Below are 14,353 nucleotides of genomic sequence, written 5' to 3'. Positions count from 1 at the left end.
CTTTCATAAATATAGTGGTTGTTAATCGCATTTTGGTTAGTTTTATTTCTTTCTCATAACAGTCCTGTTATAATAAAAAAAGATCAATACGAAGGGACTGAATTATGCACAGATATCAATATATAACCCCAAACTAAACTTATAAAATGGAGGGAAAATATTGATTACAGAATTACACACTACAAGACTATTATTAAGAAAAATGAGAGACTCAGATTCAACTAGTTTATTTCCGATTTGGTCGGATCCAGAAGTGACAAAATTTATGAATATCGACAGTTTCACAGAGGAAAGTCAAGCAAAAGAAATGATTTTTTTCTTAGATGAGCTAGCAAAGGAAGATAAAGCCATTCGCTACGCCATCATTGAGCGGGAATCAAACCAAATTATCGGTTCTTGTGGCTTTAATTTTATTGATTTTGACAATGCGAAAGCGGAAATAGGATATGAATTAAGCAAACTCCATTGGGGACAAGGATATGCAAAAGAAGCAATTTCATGTTTAATTCAATCTGCTTTTACTGATTTAAACCTAAATAGGATTGAAGCTAAAATCGAACCTGATAACTTTAATTCAATCAGACTTATAGAAAAGTTATCTTTCACTTACGAAGGAACTTTAAGAAAAGCGGAAAAGGCTAAGAATCGTTTTATTGATCTCCAATTGTATTCACTTTTAGCTTCAGATTAGATTTTTATTAATCAAATTCCTTCAAAAGCGGAGTGATTTATCATACGTTGCTTTTGAAGGATTGTTCACACTTCGTTTATCCCAGTAAGCAAAGCCGCTTAGAAGGAGGCTTGCATTATTTTTTCATACTATTATTGTAAACAACTGTTATATATCCTTTGAACCTTTATTTTTTGAAAAAACTTTTCTAGTAAGACGTTGTTCCAAATCCTCATAATAGGCTAAAAATTGATTAGTCAACTTTAATTTTGGTAAAGTCAAATATACTAAAATGGATGACATAGTCGCAATGAATGCCCCAACGAAAACATCCATTGGATAATGTACTCCAACCCATATACGCGATATCCCAACAATAAGTGCAAGAATAACCCAAAACAACCAAATCCCTCTTTTAAACAAATAAAAGGATAGACAAATGGAAAAAAATAAAATTGTATGATCGCTTGGAAAAGAATTATCCACAGCCTTTTCAATCAATTTATTTACATTTAACAACTCTTCAAAAGGTTGATAATTTGAATGCAGTAATCCAGCTATTTTCCCTCCAATTTCTGCAAATAGGAAACTAACCACGGCACATAATACCATCATCCTATTTTTCTTCTTGCTACTGAACCAGAGCAGCAAAGTTGCAATAGCTAAGAAATAAACCATATACTCGGCAATGAGTATCATTGGTATATTCAAAAAGGTGTATTGCTTTCCTAAATCATTAATGTACCTAAATAAGTGAATATTAACCTCTGAAAAAATCATAAATATCTAAATCCTCTCTTTTGATATACTATGACTTTTAATTTAAAGTAAAATACGATTTTTCTCCTTCCAAATAGATAACATTTTTCTTTATACACGAACAGTACTGTAATTTTAATGTGACAATAATGTTTGATTTATAGCTGGATTATTCAAAAATTCGACAATTTGAGCTTTTTCTTTTTTAAATCGTGCATTTTACTCTCTAAATCAACATGTCGTAAACTGCGAGGAGGTGCAATAATGCAGAATTGAATAAAAAAATAACTTGGTCCTGTCTGGAATTTTTTTGCATATAAAAAGCATCCATTTGAGGATGCTTTTTATGCTTTAAATTTTATTTACTATTTCTGAATATTTTTTAAATAGTTCTTCAATTTCTTCTGGTCTGACATCTTCTCCAAAAAGGTCTGCCTGTTTCACATGTAAGGCTAGTAACTCCATAATCATATCGTATTTATTTCTTCCTGTTGTTTTTAATTCCATCATTCCACCTCACCTCTTTTTCATATTTCGTCATAAAATCTTTTTATGTTTTAAGGTTCATTCCAAAACAAGGTAGAAGCATAAGGGATTACAATTGTTACAAAAACAATCAGAGAATTTCCAACAAGAGCAAAAGTCTTAAATATTCCTTTTTTGCCAACTATTCCTAAAACAAGACCGATTACAGGTAATACCCACATAAAGAATATAGCGAATTCTCTTTTAAAATTACTTGCGTCCCAAAAAAATCTTATAACACCTGTTAAAGATATAAAAAAGATAATAAAAGAAGCAATGCTAAAGAACTTTTTCATAGTTTCTCCCCCTACTGTTAAATATTACCACAAACACAGTTTTATAAAAATAGGGAATATTAAGTTACTATTCTTTTTATTTCTCTTTTATTCATCTCATTATGCGCTTTAATTCTGCTATATACTGCTTTATTCTTTTTAATAAAAATCAACACAAAATTATAGATTTCCTTACTCTTTATTTCTCTTTCTAATTTTCATCATTGTATTTGCATTTCTTTGAAATTCATATGGCACGCGAACTTCTTCAACATCATGACCATTATTTTTGAGTATCTTCACAATCTCATCTAAATGCTCGTATCTGTTTCCAGTAAGATCAACAAGTGGAAAGATACGAATTTCTTCTTTTGCTATCCGAAGCAATTCTGCAATCACATCGAGGTGAAATACTTTATTAAGACGATCACCGTATGTAAACAAAAAGTGTGCAGAGAGAATCAAGTCAAATTGTTCACTTTCAAACGGGAGTGAAGGCAATGTCACAGGAATATAGCAGCCAGGATTCTCTTTCATATCAGCTGCACAATCATTAAGTGCTTGGGTTCGGTGCTGCGCTAGATCTTTAACATCTTTAAAATAATCAAACACGTACTGTTCTTTTGCTTTTTCTACACTCTCCATTGCGTGTTCAAGATCTTTTCTCCCCTTATTGGCAAGCAATTCACCCGGATGATAATAAGCGATATCACATGCGGTGACTTCCAGTCCTTTTTGCTTGCCGATGGCTGTAAAAGAGCAGGCTCCTGCCGGACAGTCTAAAATCTTTTTTCCTTGTAATTCGTCTAACGAAAGTGAAAACATCTCCATATATTCCTCAAATGTTCTTCCGATAAAAACGATCCGTTCTAAATCTAACCCATTTTTACTCATATCTACTCATCCCCTTAATTTATAAAATAAAAAAGGGTCCTCATCCTAATAAAGGACGAGAAACCCCGTGGTACCACCTTCGTTCGTTTATTAAAAAATAAACGCACTTTACTATACAGAAACAATTTATAATTGCTCCATATATTGTCCTTTTTATCGGTAGGACATTCCGCCATAACCTACTATTCATTCAGCTTGGTTGCTCAGAAGCCCATTCAACAAAATTCCCATACCGATTCTCACCAACCATCAGCTCTCTAAAATGTTCCTAATGTTTACTCTTCTTCATCATCACATAATATATTTGGTTTTTATTTACCATTTTTCAAAGTGTTTTTTTTTATTTTATTACCCATTTAAAAAATTGTCAAAATATTTTATGATTCACTAACTACACCATTGTATTACAATTCATTTAAGAGGTTAAATGACTTAACTTACTGTCAAAGATCCACTGAAAAACTGGATGGAATTCCATCATTCCATTCTACTAAAACTTTTTAAAACATCTGCATTTATTCAGATGAAACTGATTAGGATAAACACAGAGAATTTAGTGAAGACTAATATTCCTAAATGATTAATAACCAAAGTTTATGCAAGCTTTCTTTTAAAACCATCACATATAAAAAGTCTCGGTATTTTATTAAATACCGAGACTTTTACTAATCAATACATTTCCATATACTGGTCGCGCTCCCATGGGTGCACTTGGACACGGAACATATCCCATTCAATCTCTTTAGCTTCTACAAAGTGATCAAAGATATGCTCGCCTAGAGCGTCAATCATTGTTTCATTTTGCTTTAGCTCATCTAATGCTTGCGCTAAAGTTGATGGTAAATCAACAATGCCTTCCGCAATTCTTTCTTCTTTGCTCATGATGTAGATATTTCGATCTACTGGAGCAGGAGGAGTCATTTGGTTTTCGATTCCGTCTAAACCTGCTTTTAATAAAGCTGCCATTGCTAAGTATGGGTTAGCAGCTGGATCTACACTACGTACTTCTACACGAGTACTCAAGCCACGTGAAGCTGGAATACGCATTAGTGGAGAACGATTTCTAGCAGACCATGCAACATAGCAAGGTGCTTCATAACCAGGTACTAGACGCTTATATGAGTTTACAGTCGGGTTAGTAATGGCTGTAAAGCTAGTAGCATGTTTACCGATACCAGCGATAAATTGCAATGCTGTTTCACTTAATTCTAATTCACCTTTTGGATCATAGAAAACATTTTCGCCATTTTTGAATAGAGAAAGGTTGCAGTGCATACCTGAACCATTCACACCAAATAATGGTTTTGGCATAAATGTTGCATGAAGTCCATGCTTGCGAGCAATTGTTTTAACAACTAATTTAAATGTTTGAATTTGATCACAAGCTGTAATTGCATCCGCGTATTTAAAATCAATTTCATGCTGTCCTGGTGCTACTTCATGGTGAGATGCTTCAATTTCAAAGCCCATCTCTTCCAATTCTAACACGATATCACGACGACAGTTTTCTCCTAAGTCTGTTGGTGCTAAATCGAAGTAACCACCATTATCATTAAGTTCTAAAGAAGGTGCGCCTTTTTCATCCAATTTAAATAAGAAAAATTCCGGCTCAGGCCCAAGATTGAAATCTGTGAATCCTAGATCTTCCATCTCTTTCAAGACTCTTTTAAGATTATTACGAGGATCTCCTCCAAATGGTGTTCCATCTGGATTGTAAATATCACAAATCAAACGTGCTACTTTTCCTTTTTCAGCAGTCCATGGGAATACTACCCAAGTGTTTAAATCAGGATATAGGTACATATCTGATTCTTCAATACGTACAAAGCCTTCGATAGAAGAACCATCAAACATCATTTTATTATCCAATGCCTTATCTAACTGACTAATTGGAATTTCCACGTTTTTGATTGTTCCTAGGATATCCGTGAACTGTAAACGGATAAATTTCACATCACTTTCACTTGCAAACCTTTTGATATCTTCTTTAGTGTAATTTTTAGCCACGACTATTCCTCCACTCCCTACTTTTCTTCTTATCTATTTTTGAAAATAACGAGACATGTCTCCTTGTCTCATAGAGGGACGATGAGTATCATTAAAGCGACCTGCATTTAATAATTCTTTACGCAATAATTTACGCAAATCCTCATCAGATAATTCTCTGCGTGCTTTTTCTGCTTCTTTCTTTACTTCATCTGTCAGCACTTGTTTTTCTTGAACAGAGAATATTTGTTTAATTCCAGCAAGGTTTACTCCTTGATCAATTAGATCTTTAATCTCCAATAACTTATCAATATCCGATAATGAAAAAAGTCTTCTATTGCCATCCGATCTTGCTGGAGCCACTAATTCGTGTTCTTCATAGTAACGAATTTGTCGAGCAGACAGCTCTGTTAATTGCATGACAATACTTATTGGAAAAAGAGGCATCGATCGACGAATTTGACTACCAGACATAGCATTCGGCTCCTTTAAATTGATTTAATTCCCCTTCATTATATGATTGGGGAAAAAAGATGTCAACTAATGTTACAATTTCTTCCCAACTGATGTAACAGATTGTTATACTCAAATAGTAATCAGTTTTTGTTCTAATAATTGATTAATGGCAATACATATAGCAATTTTAACATGCGAGTACGTTAATCCCCCTTGAACATAAGCAACATACGGAGGTCGGATAGGTCCATCTGCTGTTAATTCAATACTTGCACCTTGAATAAAAGTCCCAGCTGCCATAATGACATCATCTTCATATCCTGGCATGTAATTAGGATATGCCGTTACGTGGGAGTTTATCGGCGAAGCATATTGAATGGCTTGGCAAAAAGCAATCATTTTGTCTTTATCATCAAATTGAACAGATTGAATAAGATCCGTTCTTTTTGCATTCCAGCAAGGCGAAGAATTCATCCCCAATTTCTCCAGCATAGCTGCTGTGAAAATTGCTCCTTTTAAGCTTTGACCAACTATATGTGGAGCAAGAAAGAACCCTTGATACATTTCTTGTAAACTGTAAAGTGAAGCCCCTGCCTCCGCCCCAATACCTGGAGACGTCATGCGGTAAGAACAAGCTTTAACGAATTCCTCTTTTCCGACAATGTAGCCGCCTGTTTTAGCAATTCCCCCACCAGGGTTTTTGATTAAAGAACCTGCCATTAAATCAGCACCAACATGGCACGGCTCCAAATCTTCGACAAATTCCCCGTAGCAATTATCAACAAATACAACTACATCACTTTTAATTTCTTTAACAAAAGCAATCATTTTTTCTATTTCTTTAATGGAAAAGGAAGGTCTCGTTGCATAGCCCTTTGATCGCTGTATCCCAATCATTTTTGTATTTGCATGGATAGACGCAGCGATTTTTTCATAATCTGGCTGTCCATCTGGAAGTAAATTAACGCTGTTATATCCGATGTTAAACTCTCGCAGCGACCCAGTCCCTTCCCCTCGTATCCCAACAATTTCTTCTAATGTATCATACGGTTTGCCTGTAATATATAGAAGTTCATCGCCTGGTCGAAGGATTCCAAATAGCGCCGTACTGATAGCATGTGTTCCTGATATAATTTGTGGTCTCACTAAACCAGCTTCCCCGCCAAACACTTCCGCATAAATACTTTCCAAAGTATCGCGACCAATATCATCATATCCATACCCAGTAGACGGAATAAATGTGATTCACTTACTTTGTGATTTTGAAAGCTTGCTAAGACACGAAATTGATTGGAATCAATTCTTTTATCGATTGATTGATGTACTTCCTTTATTTGTTCTTCCACTTCCATTACTAATGTTTCTAGCTGTGTTCCATATGTTAACTGTTTATACATTTATTTCTCCCATTCCTCTTTTTCTATCGACTTTTTATAGTTTAAAATAGCATGTTCTTTAAACGCATACCCTTTACACAAATAGTTTTGCGTTTCTTCATCAAAAATTAAGCTGCGCAGGACTGTTTCATTTTTTAGCTGCGACAATAATTTCCCGTTATTACTTTCAACCGTTGTTTCATAATATTCCATGTTTTCCATCATCATTTGTTCAATTGTCTGCTTTAGCTGTTCCCGGTCTTCTTTATCAAAAGCACTGATTAAAATACTTTCTGTTTTGGATGTAGGGACAAATTTTGGATGCACTAAATCCTTTTTATTATAGACCGTTAAATGCGGAATTGCAGGTATTTCCAAATCTTCAAGTAATTTATGTACGGTTTCCTCATGCTGATAATATTCCTCATTGGAACTATCCACAACGTGAAGCAATAAATCAGCTTCTCGGACCTCTTCTAAAGTAGAACGGAAAGCAGCAACTAATGTTGTTGGTAAATCTTGAATAAAGCCTACTGTGTCCGTAATCAGTGCCGAAAATCCGCTTGGCAAAATAATTTTGCGTGTCATTGGATCTAAAGTTGCAAACAAAATATCTTCTTCAAATGAATCTGCTTCCGAAAGGCGATTAAATAGTGTCGATTTACCGGCATTTGTATAGCCGACTAAGGCGATTTGGAATGCTCTGTTTTTCTTTCTTCTCTCTCGATAGCGATCACGATGCTCGACAATCACACTTAATTGCGTTTTAATATCATCAATTCTCCGTCTAATATGCCTTCTATCTGACTCAAGCTTTGTTTCACCAGGACCTCTTGTCCCAATCCCCGCTCCTAGTCTCGATAATTGCAGACCTTGACCGCCTAAACGCGGCAATAAGTATTGTAATTGAGCAAGCTCTACTTGCAGCTTTCCTTCTTTCGATCTTGCTCGCGAAGCGAAAATATCTAAAATAAGCTGTGTACGATCAATAATTCTAGCGTCCAAATTTTTTGATACATTACGCACCTGACTTGGCGATAACTCATCATTAAAAATGATTAAGTCTGCTTCTAACTCCTCTGCAAGCATTTCTAGCTCTTCTACTTTTCCTTTGCCAATATATGTAGAAGGATGAATTCTTTCTCGCATTTGGGTTAGAGTAGCGACAACTTCTCCATTTGCTGTTTTCGTTAAATTCGCAAGTTCTTCCATCGAATATGCAAATCGGGCAGCATCATTTTGTGTCTCGCAGCCGACCAGGATTACTTTTTCTTTTTCTATTTTAGTTTCTTTCAAGTATGTAAACCTTCTTTCCATGTCGAACTTTATCTATTATAGCAAACAAACAATGTTTCTTCTATTTGCTCCTTATAAGGTTACCCAAAATATGTCTTAGTAAAAATGCCTTTTTAGAAAAATACAGAAAAAAGGTTATTCCACGAGAATTACTTCTTGTAGAATAACCTGCTATCCTTATTTTTCATGGGAGTTTAACATTAAATCATTACTTCTAAGAGTCATAAGTTCGTATTTATCATAATTACTTTCTAATAGTAGCCTCATCGCTTGTGCTCTTATCGATTTTTCAATGATATTACGAATATAGCGGCCATTCGAAAAACTTTTTGGATGCTGGACATTTCGTACATATGAAAGATGTTCTTTAAGTTTTTTTTCTGCCTCATGACTTAAAGCATACTCCCTTTCTTTTAACATTCGATCAGCAATTTCCATTAGCTGATCTGTCGTATAATCGGGAAAGTCAATGACAAGCGGGAATCTGGAGTGAAGGCCAGGATTTAATGAGAGAAAAAAATCCATCTCTCTAGAATAGCCTGCTAATATTAGTATAAAATCATGCTGTTTATCTTCCATATGCTTGACTAATGTATCAATTGCTTCTTTCCCGAAATCCTTCTCTCCACCTCGACCTAAAGAATAGGCTTCATCAATAAATAAAATTCCGCCCATTGCTTTTTTCACGAGATCCCTTGTTTTTTGTGCTGTATGTCCGATATATTCACCAACTAAATCAGCACGCTCGGCTTCGATTAAATGCCCTTTTGATAAGACATTCATTTTTTGAAAAAGCTTGCCAATTAACCTCGCAACCGTTGTTTTACCAGTTCCTGGATTCCCTTTAAACATCATATGCAATGCTTGTTTTCCAGTTTTCAGGCCACTTTCTTCTCTTTTTTTATTTACATAAATCCATGCGTATATTTCTTTTATCATTTTTTTCATTTCATCCATGCCAACAAGACTTCCTAATTCCGCTTCAATTTCCCTAAGTGCTTCATGTTCACTCGGAACATTTCTGGGGATTGACTCAGCTTCTGGCTTTTCCTTTGGAAGAACCTTCTTTTTCTGTGAATTGATTACTACGCTGATCTGTCCATTATTCTTCATCCGGATTGGATGCTCCAAAAGCCACACCTCCTCTTAAAACAAAACGCTTTAAACACTTGCCCAACAAAAGCATTATTTATCACTATTTATAAGCCTTTTCATTGATTCATACTGTTTGCTACTATTCCCCATTGTTAATGTATATTCAGAACCTTTACTATTCATTAAACTATTTTAGATTATTTTTTTAGTGCTTTCGAGGAGACTTCTGGAGAGTCCATTCTATGGAGTAAGTTATTATGCTGAAATAAAGAAATATTTCAAATATTATATTTAAGCAAAAAAGGAGATAAAATGGCTAGCATATTTTTAACTTCAAACGTTTTTTTACCGAAACAATTAAAGCTGAATTCTTATCCATACTAAATCAGTATAATTTGAACCCAAAAACTGTTATCAGACGACCAATATATTCTTTTTCATACACGAGAAAGGATAAAAAAACAGACTAAACCTATATTTGATTTAGTCTGTTTCTCATTAAGCTATTCCATATTCATTTCCTTGCAAATGCCTATGTATCCCTATCTTTAACTCGATTGAACAATAGGACTTATATTTGCCCTATAATGAGACTATTTTACTGAACTTGCGTGCCTTCTAAATCAATCTGTACATTTTTTTGTGGAGCAAACGTAGAAATTGCATGCTTATAAACTAACTGCTGCTTACCTTCTGATTCAAATAATACCGTGAAATTATCGAAACCTTTTATAAATCCACGTATTTGGAATCCGTTTAATAAGAATACCGTTACGTTTGTGCCATCTTTACGTAATTGATTTAAAAACTGATCTTGAATATTAACTGATTGCTTCATGAAAATCCTCCTCTTTTCTCTCTACTATTATGTATTCGATTTAATCTCTAGCATTCCTTCTAAATAAGAAGAAATTTCCTGTATTTTTTTTGTTATGTCATTTGTTTTGACGGTTTCTGTCATATCATACCATTGTACATCCATTTTATTGCGAAACCAAGTTAATTGCCTTTTGGCATATCTTCTTGAATTTTGTTTTAACTCTTCAATCGATTCATGTAAGCTTAGAAGTCCATCGTAATACTTATAGATTTCCTTATAGCCAATTGCTTGAATGGACTGACAGTCTCTTATGCCTTGATGATAAAAATGCTCCACTTCCTCTAACAATCCATTTTCAAGCATTTGATCGACTCTTTTGTTAATTCGCTCATAAAGAATTTCTCTATCCATTGTCAAACCAATTAATGCTGTATCATAGAGTGGCTCTTGCTTCTGCTCTTTTTGGATTTCAGACATTTTTCTTCCCGTGACATGAAAGACCTCGAGTGCTCTTATTACACGTCGTACATTATGGTGATGGATAGCAGCTGCAGCCTCAGGATCTATTTCCTTCAGCCTGTCATGAATTCTTAAGCTTCCTTCTCTCTGCGCCATTTCTTCCAGTTTCATCCGAAACGCTTGATCTGAAGCTGTTTCTTGAAATTGATAATCGTATAAAACCGCTTGAATATACAAACCAGTTCCGCCTACAATAAATGGCAACTTTCCTCTTGCTGTAATCTCTGTTATTTTTTTGCGCACAAGCTCTTGAAATTGGGCAACGGAAAAACTTTCGTCTGGTTCTACAATATCAATTAAATGGTGCGGAACCCCTTGCATTTCTTCTGGAGAGATTTTTGCTGTCGCAATATCCATCCCCTTATATATTTGCATGGAATCTCCACTTATAATTTCTCCGTTGTATTTTTTAGCCAGTTCAATACTAAGATTAGTCTTTCCTACAGCAGTAGGTCCAATTAGCACCACAACTTTTTCTTTAATTGTCAAATGATTCAACTGCCTTTTACTAACATTTAGCCAAAATATATATAAGCTATTATTATTATTTTATCACATTCTTCCGCGCAGTTTAACCTGTAAGCATTATTACCAATCCTTTATGAAATATACGGAATTTTATCAATCAATTTTTATTTTTTCCTTCTCTGCTGAGTAAATGGTTACATTATTCTGTTACTTTCCCTTGTTCGGAAAAATCCCCTAGCCATAGTTTTATCCCTTTTTTCTCCGCTTCTGTAATAACTTGATAAGCTTCTTTCTCTTCCCCCAAGAGTATCTTCCCGATAATATTATTGGACGATGTAGGATGTATTTTTCTTTTTCAAAAAATCAGTGACAAAGCGAATGATTTCTTTTACTTGGAGCTTGCCTCGATTTATTCATTAGGACCCCTCCCTAATATTTGTGTTAAATATCGAATTCTACTTCTTTTCTATTATTTCCATATATTTTTATAACATAGGGAGCATGGTTAAAGAGTTTTTGAATGTCTTCATGTTGGAAAAAGAATTGTATAGATCTTTTTAACTCTTTGGCTGTTTCGATGTTTTTCGCCCGATCTTCATCGGTTGTGAAGGCTAATTCAGTATATATATCGAATTTCAATTGCTCGTCTTCATATGTTGGATAGACATCATATACTTTATATTTGTCGCCGCCAAACATATAAGCTTCTAAAAGAGCTGGTACAATATTCCACATTGCTTTTTCCATCTCTACAACTTCTGCATCGACCTTTCCGAATGAGAAGTTCCATTCACTATCAAATTTTGTCATAATATTTTTGATTTCTTCCTTGATCATCGTTTCTTCTTCTTTTGGAATAGACTCAGATAAAAGGATTTCCCTTGATTCGCCAGATGAATCACTTACATAGTTTTGCATATAATAATAGGTATTTGATGTAAGTAATTCGTATATTTCTTGTTCCATTTCCAGCTGTTTATTCTCTGCTGTTTGTTCATCTGTTTGTTCTGCTTCAATCACTTGGTTCATCTCTTCATATCTAATTTCGTAATCCAAGTCCCTTTCCTTTAAATAAGATTCGATGAACATTGTTACCTCTTCTTTATTTTCTAAACTCTCTGCTGTGCTAAATTGGACATATAAAATATTATTTTCCTCTTCTGGATAGGCATAAATATCGGTATAGCCTTTTTGTTGAATCTCCCTTCCTAGCTGAAACACGCCTCCCTCCTTATAAATTTTATATACATCCGGTCCGAGACTGACTCTCGTCTTTCCTAGCGTTTTCTGATTAATGGATCCACCAGCAAATAAAACAACTATCGTAAAGATAAGGAATAGTGCCTTTCGCTTACCTTTAAGGCGAGTTTCTATGTATTGGTTTTTCTTTTCAAAACGGAAAGAATCTAGTAAAAAATTTTTTGCGAGATTTATATCTTTATTTATAGCAGCTTCCACTTGTTCAATGGGAATTAACTTGCCATTATTTGTCCATAGAAGAAGGGCATCATAAATTATTATTTTCGCTTTTCTCTCAGAGATATGTAGATTCCGCGCTATTTTCTTATAAGAAAAGCCGTAATAATACTTTAGTAAAAAAGCAACTCGGGCATTTCCTTCCAGCAAACCTATTCGATTTAATAGTGTGCTAAAATCCAAATATTTATCATTACATTCATTATTTCGACTAAATTTAATATATTCCTTGATTACTGGTTTTGCCCATAAACGCTCAAAATGGCGATAGGACCACTTATCCTTTACTTGTTCTACCGCCATATTTAACAATTGTTCTGCTGTTACTCTATCTCCAGTTAATAAAAATGCTAGAAGATACCATTCATTTATATAGGCTTGTATTTGTTTCTTCCATTGTCTATGACGTCTATTCAGCGTATATTCCACCTTTCGCCATTCTCCATATATTACCTATATTTTAAAGGAAGATAGAATACTTGTCATTAACCATCTGTTTGAAAATTCAACTTTGAATAAATATTCTGGTTAAATTATAACTTACTTCTTTTTATTGTTGCGATATGTAATGGCATCTTAACTTAACCAAAAAAACTGCCTTTATTTTACAAAGCAGTTTTCAGCTTAGAATTCAGGATAATTCCAACATTCTATCCAATGCTATTTTTGCATTAGACGCTATTGGCTCTTCGACATTAATTCGATTCCTTTCAAAATTGTCTTCAATTGATTCTAAACACCATACGAGATGAGGTAAATCAATCCGATTCATTGTTAAACAAGCACACATATATGGGTTAAGGGAAATAATTTCTTTATCCGGGTGTTCTTTCATAATCCGATTAACTAGGTTCATTTCCGTACCAATAGCAAAAGCACTTCCAGACTCTGCATTTTCGATTACATCAATAATATAATTGGTTGAACCAGCTAAGTCAGCTGCCGCGACAACTTCTCTGCTGCACTCTGGATGGACAATAATTTTCATGTAAGGATATTGTTTTCTAACTTGCTCGACATTTTTCACGGTAAAATTTTCATGTACAGAACAATGACCTTTCCAGAGTATTACTTTAATATCTTCTATCACGCCTTCATAAACAAGTTCATTTTTAGCCGGATCCCAAATGGCCATTTGCTCTAAAGGAACCCCTAAATTATAGGCAGTATTTCTTCCAAGATGCTGATCTGGTAAAAATAGTAATCTTTCCTTTTTTGTAAAGGCCCAGGATACCATTTTTTCAGCATTAGAAGAAGTTACGGTTGCTCCCCCATTTTCTCCGACAAAGGCTTTAATGGCTGCTGTTGAATTTACATAGGTTAGTGGTATGATCGTGTCTCCGAACAATTCCTGCAGCTTGATCCATGCTCGATTAGTCTGATAAATATCGGCCATATCCGCCATCGAGCAACCCGCCCGCATATCTGGCAAGTAGACTTTCTGCTTCTCTGTAGTAAGGATATCAGCTGTTTCTGCCATGAAATGAACCCCGCAAAAGACAATAAACTCTGCTTCTGTATTTTCAGCCGCAACTTGCGCTAGCTTTAAGCTATCCCCTGTAGCATCAGAAAATTGAATAACTTCATCCTTTTGATAATGGTGACCTGGAATAAATAGTTTTTTGCCTAATCGATTCTTTACACTAACCACTCTTTCTTCTAATTCCGCATTTGACATGGCCAAGTATTTCTCTGGTATTGTATTTGATGCTTGCAGCCCCTCTAAAAGGTTCATTTT

At 34.7% G+C, this 14,353-nt stretch carries 13 protein-coding genes, 1 pseudogene and 1 other annotated feature; of the genes and pseudogenes, 1 reads left to right on the top strand and 13 read right to left on the bottom strand.

Annotation, left to right across the window (positions count from 1 at the left end):
• The first annotated feature begins 160 nt into the window (after window positions 1–160).
• Window positions 161–691, top strand: coding sequence for a GNAT family N-acetyltransferase (locus C2I06_RS05355; protein WP_123257622.1), 531 nt, complete (start codon window positions 161–163; stop codon window positions 689–691).
• Window positions 692–838: 147 nt separating this feature from the next.
• On the opposite strand, the gene C2I06_RS05350 is transcribed toward C2I06_RS05355, so the two are convergent.
• The 13 genes and pseudogenes from C2I06_RS05350 to nadA all read right to left on the bottom strand — a co-directional run bounded on the left by C2I06_RS05350 (window position 839) and on the right by nadA (window position 14,350).
• On the bottom strand, window positions 839–1,450 hold the full coding sequence (locus C2I06_RS05350) for an undecaprenyl-diphosphatase (RefSeq protein WP_123257621.1): 612 nt from the start codon (window positions 1,448–1,450) through the stop codon (window positions 839–841).
• Between the two features lie 330 nt (window positions 1,451–1,780).
• Entirely contained in the window at window positions 1,781–1,939 is a 159-nt protein-coding gene (locus C2I06_RS24890) for a hypothetical protein (RefSeq protein WP_164463629.1), read from the bottom strand.
• Between the two features lie 47 nt (window positions 1,940–1,986).
• Window positions 1,987–2,250, bottom strand: a complete 264-nt coding sequence (locus C2I06_RS05345) for a hypothetical protein (RefSeq protein ID WP_123257620.1) — start codon at window positions 2,248–2,250, stop codon at window positions 1,987–1,989.
• 171 nt (window positions 2,251–2,421) lie between these two features.
• Window positions 2,422–3,123: a class I SAM-dependent methyltransferase gene (locus tag C2I06_RS05340; protein ID WP_123257619.1), complete on the bottom strand. Its 702-nt coding sequence runs from the start codon at window positions 3,121–3,123 to the stop codon at window positions 2,422–2,424.
• 48 nt (window positions 3,124–3,171) lie between these two features.
• Window positions 3,172–3,424: a binding site (T-box leader), on the bottom strand.
• Window positions 3,425–3,792: 368 nt separating this feature from the next.
• Window positions 3,793–5,130: a type I glutamate--ammonia ligase gene (gene glnA / locus C2I06_RS05335; protein WP_123257618.1), complete on the bottom strand. Its 1,338-nt coding sequence runs from the start codon at window positions 5,128–5,130 to the stop codon at window positions 3,793–3,795.
• Window positions 5,131–5,163: 33 nt separating this feature from the next.
• Window positions 5,164–5,583, bottom strand: a complete 420-nt coding sequence (locus tag C2I06_RS05330; RefSeq protein ID WP_016204997.1) for a MerR family transcriptional regulator — start codon at window positions 5,581–5,583, stop codon at window positions 5,164–5,166.
• Between the two features lie 111 nt (window positions 5,584–5,694).
• Window positions 5,695–6,962 (bottom strand): annotated as a pseudogene (locus C2I06_RS05325) (methionine gamma-lyase family protein).
• Window positions 6,963–8,258, bottom strand: coding sequence for a GTPase HflX (gene hflX / locus C2I06_RS05320; protein ID WP_095328469.1), 1,296 nt, complete (start codon window positions 8,256–8,258; stop codon window positions 6,963–6,965). It lies immediately after the preceding pseudogene.
• A 156-nt stretch (window positions 8,259–8,414) separates the two neighbouring features.
• Entirely contained in the window at window positions 8,415–9,368 is a 954-nt protein-coding gene (gene spoVK / locus C2I06_RS05315) for a stage V sporulation protein K (RefSeq protein ID WP_095328468.1), read from the bottom strand.
• 562 nt (window positions 9,369–9,930) lie between these two features.
• On the bottom strand, window positions 9,931–10,170 hold the full coding sequence (gene hfq, locus C2I06_RS05310; RefSeq protein WP_031538267.1) for an RNA chaperone Hfq: 240 nt from the start codon (window positions 10,168–10,170) through the stop codon (window positions 9,931–9,933).
• Between the two features lie 27 nt (window positions 10,171–10,197).
• A complete protein-coding gene (gene miaA, locus C2I06_RS05305; protein ID WP_217279891.1) occupies window positions 10,198–11,160 on the bottom strand; it encodes a tRNA (adenosine(37)-N6)-dimethylallyltransferase MiaA in 963 nt (320 codons plus the stop codon).
• Between the two features lie 420 nt (window positions 11,161–11,580).
• Window positions 11,581–13,044 (bottom strand): sigma factor-like helix-turn-helix DNA-binding protein, encoded by a 1,464-nt coding sequence (locus tag C2I06_RS05300; protein ID WP_123257617.1) that lies wholly within the window; start codon window positions 13,042–13,044, stop codon window positions 11,581–11,583.
• A gap of 202 nt (window positions 13,045–13,246) precedes the next feature.
• Window positions 13,247–14,350: a quinolinate synthase NadA gene (gene nadA, locus C2I06_RS05295; protein ID WP_095328465.1), complete on the bottom strand. Its 1,104-nt coding sequence runs from the start codon at window positions 14,348–14,350 to the stop codon at window positions 13,247–13,249.
• Window positions 14,351–14,353: the final 3 nt, after the last annotated feature.

This window comes from Niallia circulans (assembly GCF_003726095.1).
Taxonomy (GTDB): domain Bacteria; phylum Bacillota; class Bacilli; order Bacillales; family Cytobacillaceae; genus Niallia; species Niallia circulans_A.
The sequence above is the reverse complement of the archived record's forward strand: the minus strand, read 5'-3'. Positions and strand labels throughout refer to the sequence as shown.